Annotated in this window: 29 protein-coding genes and 1 riboswitch; of the genes, 28 read left to right on the top strand and 1 reads right to left on the bottom strand. The window is 39.5% G+C overall.

The window, feature by feature from the left end; all coding sequences use genetic code 11:
- The first annotated feature begins 12 nt into the window (after positions 1–12).
- The 7 genes from ACYQ21_RS07620 (at position 13) to ACYQ21_RS07590 (ending at position 3695) form a co-directional block, all read left to right on the top strand.
- Complete coding sequence (locus ACYQ21_RS07620; RefSeq protein ID WP_460057167.1) at positions 13–759, top strand: segregation/condensation protein A; 747 nt, start codon at positions 13–15, stop codon at positions 757–759.
- Positions 752–1324, top strand: a complete 573-nt coding sequence (scpB, locus tag ACYQ21_RS07615) for an SMC-Scp complex subunit ScpB (protein ID WP_460057165.1) — start codon at positions 752–754, stop codon at positions 1322–1324. The genes ACYQ21_RS07620 and scpB overlap by 8 nt, the downstream gene beginning before the upstream one ends.
- Entirely contained in the window at positions 1314–2030 is a 717-nt protein-coding gene (locus tag ACYQ21_RS07610) for a pseudouridine synthase (protein ID WP_460057162.1), read from the top strand. Before scpB ends, ACYQ21_RS07610 begins: the two co-directional genes overlap by 11 nt.
- Before the next feature lie 101 nt (positions 2031–2131).
- Positions 2132–2260: riboswitch (FMN riboswitch) on the top strand.
- A gap of 76 nt (positions 2261–2336) precedes the next feature.
- A complete protein-coding gene (locus tag ACYQ21_RS07605; protein ID WP_460057159.1) occupies positions 2337–2930 on the top strand; it encodes an ECF transporter S component in 594 nt (197 codons plus the stop codon).
- A gap of 66 nt (positions 2931–2996) precedes the next feature.
- The gene (locus ACYQ21_RS07600; protein WP_460057156.1) at positions 2997–3248 is read left to right on the top strand and encodes a type II toxin-antitoxin system Phd/YefM family antitoxin; all 252 of its coding nucleotides are present in this window, start codon (positions 2997–2999) and stop codon (positions 3246–3248) included.
- 2 nt (positions 3249–3250) lie between these two features.
- The gene (locus ACYQ21_RS07595) at positions 3251–3544 is read left to right on the top strand and encodes a type II toxin-antitoxin system RelE/ParE family toxin (protein ID WP_460057153.1); all 294 of its coding nucleotides are present in this window, start codon (positions 3251–3253) and stop codon (positions 3542–3544) included.
- 67 nt (positions 3545–3611) lie between these two features.
- Positions 3612–3695 (top strand): type I toxin-antitoxin system Fst family toxin, encoded by an 84-nt coding sequence (locus ACYQ21_RS07590; RefSeq protein WP_460057192.1) that lies wholly within the window; start codon positions 3612–3614, stop codon positions 3693–3695.
- An 898-nt stretch (positions 3696–4593) separates the two neighbouring features.
- On the opposite strand, the gene ACYQ21_RS07585 is transcribed toward ACYQ21_RS07590, so the two are convergent.
- On the bottom strand, positions 4594–5214 hold the full coding sequence (locus tag ACYQ21_RS07585; RefSeq protein WP_460057150.1) for a S24 family peptidase: 621 nt from the start codon (positions 5212–5214) through the stop codon (positions 4594–4596).
- Between ACYQ21_RS07585 and ACYQ21_RS07580 the strand changes: the two genes are divergently transcribed.
- The 21 genes from ACYQ21_RS07580 to ACYQ21_RS07480 form a co-directional block, all read left to right on the top strand.
- The gene (locus tag ACYQ21_RS07580) at positions 5117–5842 is read left to right on the top strand and encodes a phage portal protein (protein WP_460057190.1); all 726 of its coding nucleotides are present in this window, start codon (positions 5117–5119) and stop codon (positions 5840–5842) included. The two genes, ACYQ21_RS07585 and ACYQ21_RS07580, sit on opposite strands and share 98 nt — an antisense overlap.
- Positions 5839–7299 (top strand): minor capsid protein, encoded by a 1461-nt coding sequence (locus ACYQ21_RS07575; protein WP_460057147.1) that lies wholly within the window; start codon positions 5839–5841, stop codon positions 7297–7299. Before ACYQ21_RS07580 ends, ACYQ21_RS07575 begins: the two co-directional genes overlap by 4 nt.
- Position 7300: 1 nt before the next feature.
- Positions 7301–7504 (top strand): hypothetical protein, encoded by a 204-nt coding sequence (locus tag ACYQ21_RS07570; protein ID WP_460057144.1) that lies wholly within the window; start codon positions 7301–7303, stop codon positions 7502–7504.
- Positions 7494–7916: an HD domain-containing protein gene (locus ACYQ21_RS07565; RefSeq protein ID WP_460057141.1), complete on the top strand. Its 423-nt coding sequence runs from the start codon at positions 7494–7496 to the stop codon at positions 7914–7916. The genes ACYQ21_RS07570 and ACYQ21_RS07565 overlap by 11 nt, the downstream gene beginning before the upstream one ends.
- Positions 7917–7961: 45 nt before the next feature.
- Entirely contained in the window at positions 7962–8252 is a 291-nt protein-coding gene (locus tag ACYQ21_RS07560; RefSeq protein ID WP_460057138.1) for a YjcQ family protein, read from the top strand.
- A gap of 107 nt (positions 8253–8359) precedes the next feature.
- Positions 8360–8542, top strand: a complete 183-nt coding sequence (locus ACYQ21_RS07555) for a hypothetical protein (RefSeq protein ID WP_460057135.1) — start codon at positions 8360–8362, stop codon at positions 8540–8542.
- 108 nt (positions 8543–8650) lie between these two features.
- On the top strand, positions 8651–9250 hold the full coding sequence (locus tag ACYQ21_RS07550) for a capsid assembly scaffolding protein Gp46 family protein (RefSeq protein WP_460057132.1): 600 nt from the start codon (positions 8651–8653) through the stop codon (positions 9248–9250).
- Between the two features lie 17 nt (positions 9251–9267).
- Positions 9268–10101 carry a N4-gp56 family major capsid protein gene (locus ACYQ21_RS07545; protein ID WP_460057129.1) on the top strand — a complete coding sequence of 278 codons (834 nt, stop codon included), beginning with the start codon at positions 9268–9270 and terminating at the stop codon, positions 10099–10101.
- Between the two features lie 64 nt (positions 10102–10165).
- Entirely contained in the window at positions 10166–11380 is a 1215-nt protein-coding gene (locus ACYQ21_RS07540; protein ID WP_460057126.1) for a hypothetical protein, read from the top strand.
- A gap of 12 nt (positions 11381–11392) precedes the next feature.
- Entirely contained in the window at positions 11393–11794 is a 402-nt protein-coding gene (locus tag ACYQ21_RS07535; protein WP_460057123.1) for a hypothetical protein, read from the top strand.
- An 8-nt stretch (positions 11795–11802) separates the two neighbouring features.
- Positions 11803–12129: a phage head-tail connector protein gene (locus ACYQ21_RS07530; RefSeq protein ID WP_460057121.1), complete on the top strand. Its 327-nt coding sequence runs from the start codon at positions 11803–11805 to the stop codon at positions 12127–12129.
- Positions 12126–12428: a hypothetical protein gene (locus ACYQ21_RS07525; RefSeq protein ID WP_460057119.1), complete on the top strand. Its 303-nt coding sequence runs from the start codon at positions 12126–12128 to the stop codon at positions 12426–12428. Before ACYQ21_RS07530 ends, ACYQ21_RS07525 begins: the two co-directional genes overlap by 4 nt.
- Positions 12421–12786, top strand: a complete 366-nt coding sequence (locus ACYQ21_RS07520; RefSeq protein ID WP_460057116.1) for an HK97-gp10 family putative phage morphogenesis protein — start codon at positions 12421–12423, stop codon at positions 12784–12786. Before ACYQ21_RS07525 ends, ACYQ21_RS07520 begins: the two co-directional genes overlap by 8 nt.
- A gap of 13 nt (positions 12787–12799) precedes the next feature.
- The gene (gene gp17 / locus ACYQ21_RS07515) at positions 12800–13192 is read left to right on the top strand and encodes a tail completion protein gp17 (protein WP_460057114.1); all 393 of its coding nucleotides are present in this window, start codon (positions 12800–12802) and stop codon (positions 13190–13192) included.
- Between the two features lie 10 nt (positions 13193–13202).
- The gene (locus tag ACYQ21_RS07510; RefSeq protein ID WP_460057111.1) at positions 13203–13712 is read left to right on the top strand and encodes a phage major tail protein, TP901-1 family; all 510 of its coding nucleotides are present in this window, start codon (positions 13203–13205) and stop codon (positions 13710–13712) included.
- Positions 13713–13771: 59 nt separating this feature from the next.
- The gene (locus ACYQ21_RS07505) at positions 13772–14146 is read left to right on the top strand and encodes a tail assembly chaperone (RefSeq protein ID WP_460057108.1); all 375 of its coding nucleotides are present in this window, start codon (positions 13772–13774) and stop codon (positions 14144–14146) included.
- Between the two features lie 86 nt (positions 14147–14232).
- The gene (locus ACYQ21_RS07500) at positions 14233–14511 is read left to right on the top strand and encodes a hypothetical protein (protein ID WP_460057105.1); all 279 of its coding nucleotides are present in this window, start codon (positions 14233–14235) and stop codon (positions 14509–14511) included.
- Positions 14504–15358 carry a hypothetical protein gene (locus ACYQ21_RS07495; RefSeq protein WP_460057103.1) on the top strand — a complete coding sequence of 285 codons (855 nt, stop codon included), beginning with the start codon at positions 14504–14506 and terminating at the stop codon, positions 15356–15358. Before ACYQ21_RS07500 ends, ACYQ21_RS07495 begins: the two co-directional genes overlap by 8 nt.
- Positions 15343–16890 (top strand): phage tail protein, encoded by a 1548-nt coding sequence (locus tag ACYQ21_RS07490; protein WP_460057101.1) that lies wholly within the window; start codon positions 15343–15345, stop codon positions 16888–16890. The genes ACYQ21_RS07495 and ACYQ21_RS07490 overlap by 16 nt, the downstream gene beginning before the upstream one ends.
- 9 nt (positions 16891–16899) lie before the next feature.
- Complete coding sequence (locus ACYQ21_RS07485; protein WP_460057100.1) at positions 16900–18453, top strand: distal tail protein Dit; 1554 nt, start codon at positions 16900–16902, stop codon at positions 18451–18453.
- A partial coding sequence (locus ACYQ21_RS07480; protein WP_460057098.1) for a phage tail spike protein occupies positions 18453–21639 on the top strand: 3187 nt, incomplete at its 3' end. The genes ACYQ21_RS07485 and ACYQ21_RS07480, both read left to right, overlap by 1 nt.

Genomic DNA, 21639 nt, shown 5'->3' with positions numbered 1-21639 from the left:
AGTTTACATAAAATGAATTATGTAAAAAAAGAAATCAGTATTAAAATCCATGATTTTGAGGGACCACTCGATTTATTATTACATCTGGTCAATCAATATAAGGTTGATATCTATGAAGTCCCTTTGGTTGAAGTCATTACACAATACCTAGCCTATTTAGATGCCATGAAAGAAAAGGTGCTCGATTTGGCATCAGAATATCTCGTCATTGCGAGTCAATTGGTCTTGATCAAATCTCGTCGACTTTTACCAACTGTTTCTGAAGCCTTTGAAGAGGAAACGATTGATTTGGAGCAAGAAATTTTGTCACAAATCGATGAATATCGAAAATATAGGGCACTGAGCTTAGCATTAGCTGATAAACATGATAACCGTGGTCAATTTTATTCCAAAAGTAAAACTGAGATTGCCACAGAAGAGATTGCACTCGCCCGGGATAAAAATGTCTTAGACTTATACTTTGCCTTTTCTGCTGTTATCCAACGCAAGCAAGCTGAATTTCGGGATCATCACCATACAATTAACTCAGATGAATTTTCAGTAGAAAACAAAATAAAAGACATCTTATCGCTATTTCAGCATGAAAAGACGGTTAGTTTTACGCAACTTTTCGAGTCCTCTCATTCCTTAGATGAAGTGGTAACCGTCTTTTTAGCCATGCTAGAATTGATAAAAAATCACGCCCTTAATTTTCAACAAGATGATACATTTGGCGATATTATCCTGACCAAAACAGAAAGTGAGGCCTTAATTGAATAAAACTGCTGAACTTGAAGCCTTGCTTTTTGTGACAGGTGAAGAGGGACTAAGTCTCAGAGACTTATCTGGCTTGTTAAATATCACACCAAGCGCTATCACCCAACAAATCGAAAAGCTATCCCAGAAATATCAGGCAGATTCTGACTCTGCGTTGACAATCATTGAAACGGCTGGTAAGTATCGCTTGGCTACAAAGGTTGAACTCAACGACTTACTCCAGCATTATGCCAAAACGCCTATGAATCAATCACTCTCGAAAGCAGCGTTAGAAGTTTTGGCAATTATTGCCTATAAACAACCGCTGACACGGATAGAAGTCGATACCATTCGAGGGGTCAATTCGTCAGGAACAATGGCAACACTTCAAGCCTTTGACTTAATTAAGGTGATTGGTAAAAAAGAAGTAATTGGTAGTCCTAACCTCTATGCAACAACCCACCATTTCTTGGATTATATCGGCATTAATGAACTAGAAGAATTGCCTGAGATAAATGAAGAATCACTCATGGATATTGAAGATGTCGATATTTTCAACGAAAAGGAAATCACTACAAATGAGAATTAATAAGTATTTGGCACACGCAGGTGTTGCTAGTCGCCGTAAAGCAGAAGAATTGATTAAAGCAGGCGATGTGACCGTCAATGGTGATGTCATGACAGACTTAGCTTATCAAGTTAAATCTGGCGATACAGTTGAAGTCAAACAAACGCAAATCTATAAAGAAGAACCTGTTTATTATGTATTGAATAAGCCTCGTGGTGTGATTTCGTCTGTCTCTGATGAGAAAGAGCGCAAGACTGTTATGGACTTTTTCCGCCACATTCCAGAGCGTATTTATCCAGTCGGGCGTCTTGACTGGGATACAAGTGGGCTGATTCTCATGACAAATGACGGTGAATTTGCTAATTTGATGACACACCCTCGTCATGAAATTGAAAAAGTCTATATTGCCAAAGTAGAAGGACAAGCCAACAAAGAAAATCTGCGACCATTGACCCAAGGGGTTAAGATTGATGGTCGTAAAACAAAGCCTGCTGTCTATCAGATTATCAAACAAGATATTTCGACTAAAAAATCAATCGTTCAGTTGACCATTCATGAAGGTCGTAATCATCAAGTTAAGAAGATGTTTGAAGCAGTTGGTCTACCTGTTCAAAAGCTATCACGTGTGCAGTATGGGACGCTTGATTTAACAGGCTTACAACCGGGGGAATTCCGTCGCCTGTCTAAAAAAGAAGTGAGTCAGTTGGTCAATGTTGCTAGAGAATGACATTTTACATATTTTTAAATATGTAAAACAAACTTTGGGATAACTACGCTATAAAAATTATTCAAAAGACTTGCTAAACTGCAAGTCTTTTGATATAGTTAAGGTGTCTTCAGGGCGGGGGTCGTTTCCCCACTGGTGGTAAAGTCCATGAAGCTTGAGTATAACACTCAGGCCCGAATCGGTGAAATTCCGATACCAACTGTTAAAGTCAGGATAAAGAGGAGACAAGAAAATCTACCATAGTTATTTAAGATATCCTCTATGGGCTTTTCAAGTCTTCTAAATAAAATTTAGGAGGTGCCCCAAATGACAAACACAACTCACACACGCAAACTGGTCTTAATCGCCATGCTTGCCGCTATTTCTTTCATCTTGATGATTTTCCCGCAATTTCCGTTAATTCCGGCTGCGGACTTCCTCAAAGTTGAGTTCTCAATTATTCCAATCCTAGTAGGTCTCTATCTTTTTGATTTATCTGCTGCCTTCTTAATTTTAATTTTACGCTCTGTGCTTAAACTATTATTGAATAATGAAGGGATTAATACTTGGATTGGTTTACCGCTTAATATCGTGGCAGTTGGGTCATTTCTCTTGATCTTTGCCATCTTCTTTAAAAAAGATAGCGGGACAAGAGCTTATGTCTTGGGGAGTATTTTGGCAACACTCGTCATGACAGTGGCAATGGTTCTTGCAAACTTCGTTTATGCGATACCACTGTATGCTAAGTTCGCACATTTCGACATCAATCAAATTTTTGGTGCCAGTAAATATCTCATGGCTATGGTAGTTCCTTTCAACTTATTAGAAGGTGCTATCTTCTCAGTCAGCTTTGCAATTGTCTTTGTTGCTATCAAATCTATTTTAGAAAATATGTCTAAAAAGACAAAAGTCAGTCATTGAAAAAATGAAATATTCCATACTTGATTTTACGATTAATTTAACGTAAAATAGGGCTATGGAGGAGTGATGAATATGAAAATTGCACCAGTATCAGATTTGAGAAATTATAATGTTGTTGTAAAAAATGTTTCAGATGGCTTTCCTGTTATCTTGACTAAAAATGGCCATGAGGAATTTGCGCTTGTGGATATTAAAGAATATCAAAGGATGAAGGCAACTTTAAAACTCATGGGAGAGCTCCATAAGGCAGAAATATCAGAGAAAAATGGTGCTAAGTCTTACACAGTTGAAGAAGCGAGAAAGGCTTTAGGACTTTAAAAGTGGCAGTAAAAATTTTAGAATCGGCTTTTGAAGACTTACAACTCATTAAGGAGTGGCATTATAAGAATGGCAGTAAAATCGCTACAGGTTGTTTGGAAGAGATTGAAAGGCTGAATCAATCGCCTAATATTGGTGTGCCGCTTGATTCGAAAATTGATGTGGAGACTGATTTCAAGTTTTTGGTGTATAGACCTTATCTCATTTTTTACAAGGTCAGGGATAAGGTGGTCGTTTATCGAATCATGGATGGTCGTCAAGATTATTTAGGTAATCTTTTGGCAACTAAGAGCTAGTAAAAGCAGAGACTGATTTCAAATATTCTCTGCTTTTTTTGTTTGGTGAAAAAGTAGAATTTTCTACTTGTTGGTTGTCGTTCCTTTACTGGTCGATATTCTTGTTGAATTGTTTGCTTATTGGTTGAATAAGCATAACGATGACCGCTAGTGTGCCACACACTTCAACCCACACGCTGACCAGTCAAAAAAGCCTTAGATACAGGAATATCTAGGGCTTTTGTGATGCTATGCGAGATTTCTTCACGTTTTCGCTAAGTTCATTATACCGCTTTTAAAAATCTATTGTCAAATTTTATTTAAAAATTGATTTTGAACTAAAAAACATAAAAATAGCCAGACCGAAACGTCATTAAACTAAGGTGTGATTAATCATGAAGAATGAGAAAAAAGGGGTGGTTGTGAAAAAAGCCGAAAAAAGTCGGGAAATGGCGGAATAAGTGGGTTTATAGGTGGGAAATAAGCGGAAAAACGTGAAAAAAATTCTCAATTAGCGAAAAGAAAAAAGCGAGAAAATTCGCTTTTTTCTTTTGGGCTTTAAATGGCTCTTAAAAGCTCTTAAAATGCCTTTAAAAATTGGTTGCTTAAAAGGTTGTCTAGTAGTGTATTTAAAGGTTTTAAGAGGTTGCACGTGGTTTTTAAGAGGTGTTTTAAATGGTCGGGAGGGATTGGCTTGTGTGTTGGGAGGTGGCTTGGTCGCAATGATTGTGAAATGGCTAGAAATGTTGGTATTAGTGGGTTTGTGCTTAGGATTGTGAAGCTATTAACTTGCTTAGACTGGATATTTCAATCTAATTTTTTTAAATACCTTTTAAAAGGCTCTAAATCAACGGTTAAGGTGTTTTATAGTTACTGAGAACTTTGTAAATAATGTAAATTATTCCTGAAAAATGCGACCCATTATGCGACCCCTTGAAAACGTTAATTTTAAAGGATTTCTTTTTTGGAAGGGTCGCATTTTTTATACGACTTCACAAATTAGGTAATCTGTTAAATTCTGTTATTTTATATATAAAAATGCGGTTCATAAAAATCGCATTTTTGAGGGGCTAATACATTTCAATTGGCATGAAACTGTCAATGACTTTACCGATAATTCGAGGTTCTTCTGATATTGGTGCAAATTTATCACTGTATTTATTGTTGATTGAAACTAGGCGCAGCCCATCATCTTCTTTGTAGACTTTCTTAATGTAGCTTTGTCCATCCCAGTCAACTGCGTAAACCCCGCCGTTGTAATCAAAACCGCATTCGCGAATTAGGACTACTTCGCCATTCTCATACTTAGGCTCCATGGAATCGCCCCATACGTAGCTTGCAACATCATAGTCGAGTTCCTCGTCGTAATAAACTGTATCAGATAATCCACCACCATCGTAGTTGTAACCAGTACCTGCTGATAATCGTTCTTGTACTTTGTACGGATAGAGCTGCGGTTTTATATCATAGTTGGCAGTTTCTTTGATTTGGATAACATTGTTATTTTCAGCTTGTTGTTCTTTCAGCTGTTTTTTTGCAGTTTTCAGCACAATCTGTTGACGTGGATGTGTTAATTTTTCAGCAGTTGAATTAATTTGTGTAAGCGTTGGATTACCGATTATTGAATATGTCGAAAATGAGGAGCGCCAGAGCGTTTTTGAAAATGTTAAATCGTTGATAGATGCTATCAATCAGACTTTATCTGAAAAAATGAATGACGTGGATGCCTTGGCAGATGCCTATATGAAAATTTTGGGCGCTGAACTTGATGAGGAGGCAATTAATTTCATTCGGGATAATCGCATTATCAATTTTTCAGGTAATCAGACAGATAAGATTGTCGTGGAATTTATGGGCAAACCAAGCGGAGATGAGACACAAGAAAACTTGTTAAATCGCTTGACAAATCTGGTGTTTCAAATTGCTATGGTCGCCAATATCAATGATGAAGATTTTGGTAATAGTAGCGGTGTTGCTCTAGAGTATAAGCTGCAGCCGATGAAGAATTTGGCACAGCAAAAGCAACGGAAATTTAAGTCTGGCATTCGTCGGCGCTATAAGATGATTTTTGGTATTCCGACAAATATTGTTGCGACTAATTCTGATGAGTGGAAAAATTTGACCTACAAATTCACTCGCAATACGCCAAGGAATGTTAGCGATGAAGCACAAACAGCTAAGCTATTAGAGGGTGTTGTGCCAAAAGAAACGCAGCTATCAGTCTTGTCAATTGTTGACAATCCGCATGAAACAGCTAATGAAATGGCAAGTCAAGTGCCAGATTTGTTGCCAGATTTTCAGAAAAAGGATAAGGTATGACCTCACAAGATTATTGGCGCAAGCGGGAACAGGCAAATATTGCACGACTTTTGAAGAAAAATATTGACTATGAAAAAGCATTTCGGATAATTTACTCCGAAAATTATCGTGATATTAGCCTAAGGATTGATGCGCTTTATCGTCGATATGGTGATAAAAACGGTGAGATTAGCTTGGCAGAAGTTAAGGCGATAGCTAATAAAACAGATGTCGAGGCATTAGCTGCGACGGTTAAACGTCTAACGAAAGACAATGATTATTCTGACTATGCAAATAATTTGATGGCTAGGTATAATCTTAAAATGCAAGTGTCAAGGCTGGAGTTGTTACGTGATGAGATTAACATTGAACTGGTTAAAAATAGTGTTGAGATTACGAACTTTATGGCAAATACTTTGACAGATGAGGCTAGAAGTGAGTTAAAGCGGCAAGCGGGGATTTTGGGTAGTACGTTGGAAACGCTAGATGCTAAAGCTCTCAAAACTATTGTAAATGGGTCTTTTGGCTCAGCTACTTTCAGCGAGAGATTATGGGGCAATACGCAGTATTTAGCAAATAATCTCAATACGCTACTCACGCAGTCAATCATCAATGGTCGGCATCCTAATGATGTGGCTAGAGCGCTACGCAGGATATTTGATGTCAATCAGAAACAGGCTGAGCGCCTTATGCGGACGGAATCGGCTAGGGTACACGCAGAATGTGCTGTCAAGTCCATGGAAAAGAACGGCGTGACATGGTATGAGTGGGTAGCTGAGCCTAGTGCTTGTGAAATCTGTGCGCCACTTGACGGTAAAGTGTTTGAAGTTAAGGGGGCAGAGTTTGGCAATGTGAAACATCCACTGTTTCCTTTGCATCCTAATTGTCGGTGTGCGACTATTCCTGCAGTAAAATCAGATAAAAAAGATGCAGCAAGTGAAAAAGCCAGTGATCTGTTAAAAGATGCTAGGCAAGCTGAACCTAAAATAACTTCTGATTTGAAAGATAGTCTAAAATCAACAAGCGCCCACCTTGAAGGTTTAGATTATAGATTAAAAACGCTTGATAGTCTATCAAGGAAAGTTAAAAACGAGCCAAAAGCTAAAATGCGTGATGTGGTTCGCTATACTTCTATTTCTAAACCAGATGAGTTAGTTGCGGATTATTCTAAGATAATGGATAATCTACGAAAAAAAGGGTATAATATAAGTGCGGTTAAAAACTCTTGGCTTGATGAAAATAGAGCTTACAAGGGAATTAACACCAACTTAAAAACACCAGCTGGCTATGAATTTGAATTGCAATTTCATACACAGGCAAGTTTTGATTTGAAAAATGGTAAACTTCATGAGTTGTATGAGAAACAGCGTGTACTAGATAAAGTTAAAGATAGAGCTGAGATAGATAGGCTTGAAAAAGAAATGCTTGATTTGTCAAGTAAGCTGAAATATCCACAAAATATTGGAAAGGTAAAGTGAAATGACGAGCTATTATAAACTTGAAAGCCGTGAATATGACGGACGAATTGCTAAAAAGAGTGGTTCAGATAATGAAATTTACAATCCAATCACAAAAAAATGGGAGTTTTTCCCTGAGTTAAATGATTTTATGTTGCCGTATGACGATAAGTTTGAACTGTTTAAGGAAATTTCTGAACGGGAGGCTTTAAAATATGTCAGCTGATTATGTTAGAACTGCTCTTGACATTGCGACTAGAGCGCATGAAGGGCAAAGAGATAAAGCAGGTGTTGATTATATTGAGCATCCTAAAACAGTGGCTAGTTTTGTTGATTTAGAAACAGAAAAAGCCACTGCCTATCTACATGATGTCCTAGAAGATACAGATGTTACAGCAGATGATTTAATCAATCAAGGCATACCGATTGAGGTTGTGCAAGCAGTTCAAGTTTTAACTAAACAAAAAAATCAAAACTATGATAGATACTTGGAAATCGTCAATAAAAATCCTATTGCTAGAGTTGTGAAAATGGCAGATTTAAGACATAACTCAGATTTATCAAGGATTAAGCAACCGCAAAAAGTTGATTTTGAGCGATGTGAGAAGTACCAAAAAGCAATACAATACTTAAATTAAGCGTTTGCCTTAAGGCAAGTGCTTTTTTAAAACAAAGGAGCAGGCATGGCAAAAGATGATTTTTACTATATCGCTTTTAAAATATTGACTTATCTTTATACTTGCGAAAAATCAGGAGAGCCGATAGATAAAACTGTTTTTGAACCTCAAAACTACCGTATTAATTATAGTTATTTGGGGTTTGTTTTTAAAGAATTGTCAGATGAAGGCTATATCAAAGGTCTTGATTTTATGCCAACTAAAAGTGACACTATCGTTGATTTTGATGAGATGCGAATTAGTATTAAAGGCATTGACTTTTTAGAAGACAATGACAAGATGAAAAAAGCATATTGAGCAATCAAAGAAGTAAAAGACTGGATACCAGGTTTATAAATTAGTTGTATAAGCATTTGCCTCAAGGCAGGTGCTTTTTGAATACTCAAAATTAGGAGGACTAGAAAATGGAAAACAAAACTTTAATCATTTGGCTGGTAGACGGTCAAACGATGAAATTTGAACAAGTTAAAAATCTGAAAACTACTGATACTGATCTGATTTTTGATTATTTTGGTATCAGTACCAATGTGACACGTTCAGCGGTTTTTAATCAAATCAATATAGCAGGTTTTGCGCTGGAAGTTTAAACGAATGGTCGTAGTGATACGGCTTTTTATTATGCCCGAACCCTGCCAATGGCTTAAAACTATGCAAGTAATTTAATAGTTGTCGAACTTAAAACGTGGAGGAATGAAATGGCAGATGTAACTAATCCGAATACAGATCCTAATGTGGATCCTAAACCAAATGAAACAACTCCGCCAGCGGCTGCGCAGGGCGGGGAAAGTGTTTCTAAAGAGGTATTTGAGGCTCTAACTGCTAAAAATAAAGCCTATGAGACTGAAAAAGCAGACTTAGAGGCGCGAATTGCTGCTTTTGAGAAAGAGAAAGAAGAAAAATCTTTCGCTCAAATGACTAAGGAACAGCGTGAAAAAGCTGATCTTGATAATGCGCGCAAAAAGTTTGAGGCTGAGCGCCAAGAATTTGAACAGGCTAAATTAACCGCAGAAATTACAGCTGATTTGGCTGAAAAAGGTCTGCCAAAATCACTCGCAAAAGCCCTGTCTTTGATTGGCGATAAGGATAAGATTATCGCTATTGTCGATGCAGCGGTCTCAGAACAACAGGATATTTTAAAAGCCAATCTCAAACAGCAGCTTGCAGGCAAGCCACCTGTTAGAACTGACACTGGGAATATTGCGGTAACAAAAGAGCAGTTTGATAAAATGACTTACGCTGAGCGCATTGAGCTTTATGCTAATAACAAAGAGCTTTATAATAGCTTGTCTAAATGAAGAAAGAGGTAACGACTATGACAACAACAATGACGACGGATATGATTATCCCTGAGGTAATGGCTGACATGGTTTCAGCTAAACTCCCTAACAAATTACGTTTAACACCACTCGCTGGAATTGACACGACTTTACAAGGTCGCCCAGGTAACAAGATTAATGTACCTAAATGGTCTTACATTGGCGAGGCAGAAGATGTAGCTGAAGGTGCTGCGATTCCATTGGAAAAACTTTCAAACACAACATTTGAAATGACCATTAAAAAGGCTGGTAAAGGGGTTGAGATTAGCGATGAGGCACTTTTAAGCGGTTATGGTGATCCATTAGGAGAAGCAACTAATCAATTAGCCTTGTCTATCGCTGATAAGATTGATAGTGATTTGATTGCTGCAGCGTTGACAACGCCACAATCTGTAACAATTACAGGTGTTAAGTTGACGCTTGCTAAACTGCAGGTAGCGATTGATGTGTTTGGTGATGAAGATTACCAGTCAATGATTTTGGTAACATCATCAGCTAATGCAGTGGCTTTACGTGATGAATGGATTGCGGCGCATCCGAATGCAGATGTGACGGCTAATATTCAAGTCAAGGGTGCTTTTGCGAGTATCTTGGGTGTTGATATAATCCGTTCAAATAAATCTGGTGTCGGTCATGGTTTCTTAGTTAAAATTACGGCTGATGCTGAGACTGAGGAAATTGAACCAGCTTTTAAAATCATCATGAAGCGCAGCGTTGAAATTGAAAAAGATCGCGATATTGTTCACAAGTCAACTGTTTTGACTGCAGATGAACATTACGGCGCTTATCTGTACGATCCTCAAAAAGTCGTTAAACTGGTGACGCCCTAATACGCCCCCGAGCGGAGGGGGCGACGGTGAGACCGACAAACCGCCAGTAATCCCTTCAGATTATGTGGAGGTTGATGGGCTGATATCAGAGGCAACAAGCGCTGGTGTTTATATTGACACAGGTATTGACCAAGTCGGCGATATAGAAGTTTTTGCGGACTTTCAATCAACGAAAAATGAGGGAGACCGTGCTTTATTTGGCGCTAGAGCAAGCGCATCATCCTCAGCCTTTTGTTTCTTTTCGTCCGCAAATGATGGAAAATATCGAAGCGACTATGGTGATAATAAGGAAATTTTCACCCTATCATCATCACTTGATATGGATAGGCACACAATAAGCAAGGTTAATAACCTGACCTATATTGATGATGTGCTTGTTAGTACGATAGTATCGTCTGTACCTGCAACACCAGTACCTATCTCTATTTTTGGTAGAAATGATAACGGCACGGTTGGCAGTAGGTTTGTGGGGATTATCTACGCATTTCGCATCAAAAAAGGTGGAGTATTGGTGCAAAACCTTGTACCAGTCCGACGCTTGATTGATAATGTCTATGGTATGTGGGACACGGTTACTGAGAGGTTCTTTGGGAATGCTGGGACTAGTGCGTTTACTGGTGGTGCTGATTTGTATGAGGCGCCGAAAATCTTGACGGATTGGGAGACTAGCTTATTAGCTAGCAGTATTGTTGAGACTGATGCGGATGGTCGACATTTGGTTTTTTCTAGCCGCAACAGTTATTTTGAAAACTCATTACCTGTTACTGATGAACTTAAAAAGACCCTAATTAAGGGGAGTTTTGAGATTAAACTGGATGAGGTAACCTATTCTGACGGTTCGCCAATTGATGATGTACATGCTTTGAAAATTGGTGTGGGGTTAAGAATTAAAAAAGCAGATGGTACAAGTGCCTATCCGTTTATCTCAAATGTTGAGGTTGTCGCATCAACATTAGGAGCATATACAGAGTGGGTAAAAGTGAGTGCCTATTATCGCATAGCTAAAAATATTGACCCTACTACGATAGAGTTGACATTCTATAACCAAGCAACATGGACAGGTAGTATGTCAGATAATACTTATGGCTATCCGATTAATACAAAAGTTCGTAATGTCAGAATAGCCACTGTGCCTAATTCTGATGATGTACCAACTGCAGATAATACTGTTGTCGAAATCAAGTCATGGCTTGATGACCAAGAGATAACTTATGCTTCGAGCGCCTCTAAAACAGCTTTGGTGTCGTTAGTGGTTGATTGGTTGGATGAAAATAGATAGGAGTTGAAAATTATGGGTATGTTACTACCAAGAAATAAAGCACGTTTTGAGTCTGAGGCTAAAGAAATTGTTAAAAATTCTGAGCTGACTGCTACTGAAACAGAGTCAAATGTCAGTGTTGAGGATGTCACGAATGAGTCGACTTCAGTACCTGATTCTGCTAATACAAATCTTGATACAGCTGAAACTTTAGAAAGTGAGATACTTTCGATGTCATCTCAGGAAGAAAATTCTAATCCTGAGGTTTTGGATAATGACTTTGAAACAGTCGCAATCGAAGTCCCGAAAGATGACTTGCCAACGTTATCGTCCAAAAAAGATGATATTAAGGCATGGTTGGATGCACAAGGTATCACCTACACTAACGATTTGACTAAAGCGCAGCTATTGGCTTTAGTGCCAGTAACTGAGTAGGTGGTCTTATGGCTTTGATAGATGATTTGAAGCTGATGCTTGATTTAACAGATAGCGAGCTTGACGATAAGCTCAATCTGATTATCAAGCAGTCAGAAAAGAAAGTTTTGGCACGTTTGCCCAATATTCAAGATGTTCCAGATGACTTAGCTTACATTGTCCTTGAATTGTCTATTGTGCGCTTTAATCGCATTGGTAACGAAGGTATGACAAATTATAGCCAAGAGGGTGAAACGATTACCTATAGCGCTGATATTAGCGATTATGAGGGCGATATACAGTCATGGCTGTTAAAGCAAGCGGATAACAAGAAAGGAGTTGTCAGATTTTTATGAGATATGACAAGCCTTTTTATTTTGTCCGACATATCGGAAAAACTTATGATGCTGATTTAGGCGAATGGGTTCAAGGGACAAGTGAACGCATTAAGAAATTTGCCAATATCACGCCGATGGGGGCTGAAAGACAACGTGTGATTTTCGGCGATGTGTCAAATGAGCGCCTTGTTGTGCGTTTACAGCGGATTTATCTCAAGCCCTATGATTTGCTTGAAATCAACGGCAAAATCTATCAGGGAGATAAGACACACACTTCTAGCGATAGTTTGAGTTTGGTGGTGATTGAGCATGGTTAAGATTAGTTTTAAAGGCATTGATAAGCTCCAGAAAAAGTTAGAGAGTAATCTCAAACTTGAAGCTGCTAAAGAAGTTGTTAAGAAAAACAGTTTAGACTTACAAGGGCAAGTGGTCAAAAATGCTGGGGAAAGCACTTTCAATAAAGGTTTTTTCACTGGTAATTTGAAACAGACTGTTTCAGGAAACGGTTTGAAAATTGAAAAGGACGGTTTGACAGGCAAGGTTGGTACGACTGCGGAATATGGGGCGTATCTTGAACATGGGACACGTTTCATGGCAGCCGAGCCATTTATGAAGCCATCGCTGGATATAATCAAGCCACAATTTAAGCAGGACATGGAGAAGTTGACAAAATAGAAAGCGAGTAAAGATGGAGAGAAGTTTAGACCAAGCGATACATGATAAACTTTGGGCTTTAGCTGCTGAGTTTGTTGGTGCTAACCATGTTTTTGAATATCGTCCAATGTCGGACACAGCTTATCCCTTTATTGATTTTCAGGACTTTCAGACAAACTTTGATGGCACTAAGAACGGCTTGACTGCGACAGCTAGTGCCACTTTAAATGTTTGGGATACTGAGGATAAAAGGAAGTCGGTGTCTGATATTTGTCATGAGTTTGTGCATCAGTTGTCTAGTATGCGTGATTTTTACGGCTATCCCGTCAGTTTACGAATGGGTGGGGTGCGTATTCAAATCACGAAAGATATAACGGTCAAGCCTTATATTTGGCGGGGGCTGATTAATTTAGAATTTTTAGTATAGGAGACAAAAAATGGGAGCGATTAAAGGTAATAGAATTGTCTATTTGTATCGTATTTTGAGCGAGGCGACAACGACAACTGGCACAGCGATTGCGTTTACGACTGAAAATAGTCGTAGTAAATCGCGTGATGCTGATACGGTCGTGACGAAATCAGGCTCAATTAGAGTACCAGGTGATACAGAGATTGAAATATCGACGACGGCATTATTTGCCACTGAAAATGATCCGATGATTTCAAAACTTGAAAAGGCGGTAGATGATAGTGCGGTTGTTGAGGTATGGGAAGTCAATCTTGACATCAAAGGGACTGCAACTGCAGATGCCAATAAGTACAAAGCTAAGTACTTCCAAGCCTATGTGACGAGTTTGGAGTTATCATCAAGTTCGGAAGACCATGCCGAATATTCGCTTGATTTTTCAGTCATCGGTACTGGAGCAGACGGATTTGCGACGGTTTCAGAAGAACAAAAAGCTATCGCTGAGTACGTATTTAAAGATACGACGAAAGAAACAAAATAGTAGACTTTAGGTTTAGAGCGCTCTCAAGGCGCTCTTTTTTGAAGAAAAGGAAAAAAACAATGGAATTAACAATCAGTGGTGCAGTATACCCCTTTAGCTTTAATATCGGATTTTTGCGTGACATCAACAAAACAGTGGTAGTCAAAGATATTGAGGGGGTTAAAGGTTTCAATAAAAATATCGGATTGCGTGCTGCCATTATGGGCTTGCTTGATGGTGATTTGGAGGCGCTTGTCGATATCCTTAATTTTGCTAATAAAGGCTGTAATCCACGTCTTACTCAACAAGCAATTGAAGCGTTTTTGGAAGATGAAACGACTGATATTGATGCGGTCTTTTCCGATGTACTTGAGGGTTTAAAGCAAGCAAATGCTACCAAGAAAGCGACACTAGCGGTAGTAGCAGCAGTAGAAAACAATCAAGCGAAGCAGTAGGTCAAGATTTTTCAGAAGTTTATGAAGAAATGGCGCTAAACTGCTTTAGATTTTTTGGGTTTCGATATCATTCTGAAGTTGATAAATTGACGATAGCAGATTATGAATTATTAATCAAAGCGCATGAGTTGAAAAACGTTGACAAGATGTTTCATATTCATCTGCAGGCATTTCTTAATAGGAATGTGAAAGCTGAGAAAAAGGTCGGTAAGGCAACTAAGCCTGTCTATGATAAGTTCAAGAAATTTTTTGATTATGAAAAAGAGCTTGATCGTATTTTGAACAAAACAAGCAACAAAAATCAAGAGAAGCCGAAATTTTCAGGACTTGGCGATTTATTAAAGAAAGGGGTAAGGGATGAGTGATTCTTTTAGCGTGCAGGCAATTCTATCTGCGACGGACAAAGATTTTTCTAAGGTCATGAAAGGTGCTGTCGGATCTGTCGGCGGTATGAATGACGGTATTTTGAAAAATCTATCAAGTTTGGATTCTAAAATATCTGGCGCTCTTGGTTCAGCTTTAAAAATCGGTCTTGGTGCAGCTTTTGCAGGTGCGACAGCTACTGCAGCGGCTGGTGGGGCTTTGTTAGTTAAGTCCATGAACCTTGCTGGGGAATTGGAACAAAACTTAGGCGATTCAGAGGCTGTATTTGAGCAGTATGCAGGTGAATTACAGAAAACTGCCAAAAGCGCTTTTAAAAACATGGGGCAGTCAACCAGTGATTATCTAGCAACTGCGAATAAAATGGGGTCACTCTTTCAAGGTGCGGGCTTTGATGTGAAACAGTCCATGGATTTGTCTACGTCGGCTATGCAAAGGGCTGCAGATGTTGCCTCAATCATGGGTATAGACCAAAGTGCTGCGATGGAAGCTGTGGCTGGTGCTGCAAAGGGCAACTTTGCCATGATGGATAATCTAGGTGTTGCCATGAATGACACCTCTATCGGTGCTTATGCCCTTTCTAAGGGGATCAAAAAAAGCACATCAGAGATGACATCGCAAGAAAAAATCGGCATTGCCATGGAAATGTTCATGGAAAAGACCGCAAAATATGCAGGTAACTATGCTAAAGAAAACGATACTTTAGCAGGGTCACTGACAACGGCTAAAGCAGCACTTGGTAACTTTATGGCAACAGGCGAAGGGATTGAAGATGTTTTAACATCAGGCATGAATTTTGCAAAGTTGCAGGTCGGATGGCGATGGAACTAGCTCCGAAACTTTTCAAAGGTATTGCGAGTGCAGTTAAGCAAATCGTGCCACAATTACCTGCAGCATTCACGGCATTACAGAAAGGCGTTTCAAATGTCTTAAAACAGGTATTTGGCGAGGGTGTCTCGACAGCTTTTGATGGCTTTATTGAGCTATTGAAAAAGCTCGTCAATATTGTTAAAAGTGCGGTCGGCTTTATCAAAAATCATTTTGAAACGATTAAAGCAGTCGCTGTGAGTGTTGTAGCAGCTTTAATGGCATTTAAGGCTGTGGTTGCTGTTTTAAAAATGGTAACAGCTGTCACGAAAGCCTATACGATTGCCCAAGGCATACTCAATGGCACAATCGCAGTCAATCCAATCATGATAGTTATTGTTGCTATCATTGCCTTAGTTGCGGCATTCACTTACTTATGGCAAACGAATGAAGGCTTTAGAACTGCGATTATTAAAACTTGGACGGCAATTAAAGCGTTCTTGTCACCGATTATTGAAAGTATTGGTAATATTATCAAAATAGCAATGGCTACTATTTCAATGGTCGTTCAAACGGTTCTTAATGCTATTAAAGCATTTTGGAGTGAATGGGGTGCAACCATTATGACGGTCATTTCGACTGTCTGGAGTGTGATTGAGACGATATTCACGCTATACATTAGTAATATTTTGAGTTATTTAACGGCAGCTTTTGAAGTGATGAAAGTTATTATTACGACAGTGCTTGGTGTCATTCAAGGCATTATCAAAGTTGTGACTGGTTTAATCGAGGGTGATTGGTCGAAAGTTTGGGAAGGTATCAAGCAGATATTTTCTAGCATTTGGAATGGCATTAAGAGTGTTGTTGACATTGCTATCAATCTGGTTAAAAACATCATTTCTAACACATGGAATGCGATTAAATCAATTACTTCAACTGTTTGGGAGGCTATCAAATCAGCGATTACACAACCGATTGAAGCCGCAAAGGAAAAAGTTCAATCGGTTATCGACGGTGTTAAGAATATACTAAACTCACTTGGTAATATTGATTTGCTTGCGGCTGGTAAAGCGATTGTTGATGGTTTCTTGAAGGGCTTAACAGGGGCATTTGAAGCCGTCAAAAATACTGTCGGTGGTTGGGCGAATTGGATTAAGGAACATAAAGGTCCGATATCGTATGATAAGCGCCTCTTAATTGGCAATGGTAAAGCGATTGTCTTTGGTTTAAATAAGGGTTTGAAATCTGAGTTTAATACAGTTAAGTCAACGGTTTATGCTTTGACAAACTTAATCGCAACAGGTGCTGAAAGTATTATTACTGAAATGGCTAATTTTGATTTCAGTATGCCAAAAATGGACGATATGGCATTGAGCTATGCGACATCATCAAACAGTCAGTTTAATGGCGATTATAACTACAATTCAAAAATTGAGGTCTATACAGAAGTAGTCAGTAAACTCGACGGCAAAGAAGTTGGTTATGGCACGGCTAAATACGTTGATGAAGCCAATCAAAAAGATGCCAACCGTAGAAAATTAGTAGATGGAAAGTAGGTGGTAGAGGTGTATCAATTTGTAGACACGAATGAGGTACCTAGTACGCAGAGTTATTTACAAGATGAGGCGGTCAATGTTAATGGTGTGTTTTTAGACGATGTTGTGAATGGCTTTATCACAGTTTCTGTTTCTGGTCGTGATTCACTCTCTTACGACATCACATCGGAAAATAATGGGAGCAGCGGACGAGGAGAGACATATCTCGGCAAGCGATTAGAAAGTCGTTATTTGACCATTAATTTCAAGCTGACGGCATCATCTGCGAGTAACTTAATTGCTAAATACAATAGTCTAAAAAGCTACTTGTCTGGTGATTTGGTTGTTAAATTCGCGGATAGTATGATTTGGTATTATAACGGCACTTTGAGTGGGATTGCCAATCCACCTGAAGGGGCGTTAGTCTTCGTTTCTTCTTTTGATATTTATTGCGCTGATCCAGTAGCTCATGCAGTAAATCCCAAAGGTGCTTATACAGCTACCAAAGGCTCTGATGGTCGTTATAGCGTGACCATTGTCAATGAGGGAAACGTTGAGGCACCAATTACAGTGACGGCTACCATGAACGCTGAGAATGGCTATATTGGCATGTACACGGACTATGGTATCACGGAGATTGGCAATAAAGAAGAGGACGACACGGAGGATTATGTCAGCGCAACGACAATCCTTAACACGTCGAACTTTTCGGAATTTACCAGATACACAGGTACAAACCCTGAAAACGCTTTGAAAGGGAATACTGGTACAGCTGCAGTCGTCAATGAAAGTGGAAAGAATTATTTTCATCTGTCGAATGCAGGTACAAATAATAATTATTGGCACGGTGCAAGCTATGTCTATAATTTCCCTTCAGATGAAACAGGACACGTCGGTGCTAAAAATGTCTATTGCTATTTTAACGCCGTCTTTTGGGCTGGTTTAATGGGGCAGACAGGACAATTGCAGGTACTATTTGCGGATGCTAATAATCGGCTTGTCATGGGGTATGATATTTATAAAAATGATAAGAAAGGCAATACAGGGGTTTGGGTGGCTTTGGCAGGTGATGGTAAAGGTGGTGTCAAAACGCTAGCTAATCATACATTTACTACTAGTCACCTAGACAATCAAAATCCTTTTAATCAACCTCGAGGGCATTGTGACATTTATAAAAATGGTGCTAATTTAAGATATTACTGGTTCGGGTCATACCCAACTTTTGTTGTTCCAGAGTTGAAGGATGTTGAAATCACCAAGTGCTATATTAATTTATACCAATTAGAGGCGAGGTCTGGTAATCAGTTGATGCGGTATTTTGATTTCAGGAAAATGACAATCAGAAACGATAGCGCTGAATATATCAGAGATTATAGGAATCGCTTTCCAGATAAATCTATTGTGAAGATGACAGGTGCGGATAGTAAAATCTATGTCAATGGTTTGCCCAAATTATCTGAAAAAATCGATGGTTCAAATCTATTTACAATTCCGCCAGGTCAGACAACGATATTTTTTCAATGTTCAGACTGGTGCGACACGCCACCAACTTATCAAGTAGAATTTACGGAGGCTAATCTATAATGCAGTTTCATATTTTAGATGAAAATTTCGTACCAGTTGCGGTCATGGATAACGACTTGCCTGATGCCATTCATTTCAGTAAGTCCAAGTTTCAGCGATTTTTGACAGGCTCAGCTGATTTTTTAGATTTTGAAACGTCTAAATTACACGTTGATGCGGCGCTATTACAAGTTGGTTATTGGATTGCTTTCAAGTACAATAACCGAGATCATTTGCTTTACATTACGCAAATAGATGAGGCAGAACGAGACCAGATGATGTCAATTTCATCTATGAGCCTTAATCTTGACTTGAACCTTGAAACGACATTACCATTTTCAGCAAGTGCGGCACAGCCCTTTAGCTGGTATTTCAATCAAATCATGTATGATACAGGCTATGAGATTGGTGTAAATGAGATTTCAAACTTGACACGTAAATTATCGTGGGAGAGTGAGATGTCACACAGAGCCTTTTTACAGTCTGTAGCGACACAGTTTGATAATGCCGAACTTGATTATGAAGTTAAGCTAAACTCAGATTTCACTATCAAAAAGCGACTTGTGCATGTTAAGAAAAAAATCGGAGAAGTGCGCGATGACATTGAATTGCGCTACGGCAAAAATGTTAAAACGATTAAGCGCAGTACAGATATTAGCTCAATCTGTACTGCAATTCGCCCAATGTCAAAAGATGCGAATGAGAAAATCACGACTATCTCAAGTTTAGCGAATTGGCAAACGTTGGATGATAATGGTAATGTTCAATTTTTCCACACTAAGGGTGAGAATTTCATTAAGGCGCCACAAGCGAATGCTAGATTTGGTAATCGTGGTGGTAATGTTAATGGTGGTGGTTATATTGTCTATAATTTTAGTCATGATAAGATTTCACAAAGTGAATTATTTAATCGGGCTAGGGCGTATCTAGAAGAGCATAGTGTGCCAGTCATTAATTACGAGGTCGAAGGTAGAACAGGCGCCAATATTGGTGATACTGTCAAGATAGTTGATGACGGCTACACGCCACAACTTATTTTGTCCGCTCGAGTGCTAGAGCAAATTGTTAGTTTTGACGATGCGACGGTGGAGGCTGCGACTTTTGGCAATTACAAAGCCTTACAATCTCAAATCTCAGCTGATTTGATTGCGAAGATGCAACAGTTAGCTGAGGAGAATGCACCCTATAAAACAGTGACCTTGACAACGAATGGCTTGACATTCAAGAATTCAGCAGGTAGCACGATACTGACTGCTAGACTTTACAAAGGCAACAAGGAAATCACACCTGAAAAATTTGAGTGGATGATTGACGGTGTGAGTTTGTCTGGTAGTACTAATAAGCGTGAGATTAATGCTAATGATGTTGAAGGTAAGGCTGTTGTACGTTGGTCGGCTTTGATTAATGGTCAGGTAGTTGCGTTTGATGAAGTCACGATTATCGATGTGTCAGACGGCATAGCAGGCGCAGATGGTCGTGGCGTTGTTGAAATCAAGTCCAAATGGCAAGTGACGAACTCCTCAACACCACCATCAGAAACTTGGGGAAATGCCAAATGGCAGTCAGTCTTGCAGGTGCCAACTGTTACAAATAAATATCTGTGGCAACATGATCGCACAATATTCACAGATGACACGACAAGCGATACCATCACCTTAAGCGCAGTTTATGGCGATAAAGGTGATAACGGCGTGAAAGGCGACAAGGGGGATACAGGCGCAACAGGTAGCGCTGGAGTCAAAGGTAATGATGGTACAAACGGCACCGATGCGTGGGCAGTTTTCATGACTAACGAAAATGTGACTTTGCCAGCTAATGCGACGGGTGGTGTGTTGAGTTATGCCAATTCTGGCACATCAATCAGTGTCATGTACGGCATAGGCACAGCATTCACACCAGTCTTAAGTAGTGCGACTTTAGCTAATAATCAGTTTAAAGTAACAGCTTCATCCTCAAACATCACGGCAGGCACTCAGACGGTTGACGCAGCTAACCAAAAGATAAATTATGCAGCGACAGGTGCCATGAGCGCAACAAGTGGCGCAGTCGCAAGCATTACTTACACTATATCAATCCGAAATAATGCAGGTGTGACAAGTACCGTGACGAAAGTTCAAAATTTCACCAAGGCTGAAAAGGGGATTACTGGTGATAAGGGTGTGGATAGCTACACCTATATCCGCTACTCCGAAAGCTCTAACGGTGCAAGCATGACGAGCTTGCCCAATGCGGATAGTCAGTATATAGGTACTTGCACAACGACACAGGCAACTGCACCTACTACCGAAGCAAGTTATGCCTGGGCTAAATTCGTTGGTGCAAATGGATCGAAAGGAGACCCAACCGGTATCACACGGTTAACAACAGAACCGACAACACGCTACACAGGTATGTTATGGCAATACACAGGCACTGCTAATCTAGCGGTTACTGGTATCACTGCTTTACCAAGTGAATTATACATTTGGACTGGGTCTGCTTGGCAGCTTTACCTTGTTAAATCGACAAATTTGCTGGTTGATAATGGTTTCATCACAAATGCCATGATCAAAGACGCAGATATCACAAATGCTAAAATCAAGGATTTGAATGCAGCTAAAATTACAGCAGGTGAAATCTTAACATCGCGTCTGAGACCAGCAAGCGTTAATTTGCTCAGAAATACCGAATTTCTGGAGTTTTCAAATGGCGACGTGACAGGATGGCAGAAGCGTTTTAACAGTGGCAATCCAAATACAAATAAAAATACGTTGTATTATTCGACAGCCAACGTTTACGGTCATATCAGCCTTGGATTTGCCCAAGTCGCCGACACCTCTCTCTGGGGAGATAATGACTGGGGCGAGATGTATCAGGAAGTCAAAGCTGTAGCTAATACTGGCTATGTGGCGCATATCATGATACGGAGCAACACAACAACCAAGGACAATACAAAATTTAGTCTACGTGTTGAGTGTTTAAATTCCAGCGGCGCAGTCATCTCAGCCCCGACAATCGCAACTGCTGCTAATGCACCAGGCATTATCAATGGCTCACAAGTCATGTCTGATGGTTATTTTGGCAATCGTGCCTGTTTAGCAAGCACAAGCAACACGGCGTGGAATACCGTCACTGGAACAGGCGAATATAACCTGAAAGACACAACGTGGCGCCAATTAGCCGTGTCCTTCACAACGCCAGCAAGCACTACCAAGGTACGTTATATCT

The sequence above is a fragment of the Pseudolactococcus yaeyamensis genome (genome assembly GCF_054658615.1).
Note: the sequence above shows the minus strand (reverse complement) of the source record. Positions and strands in the feature narration are given on the sequence as shown.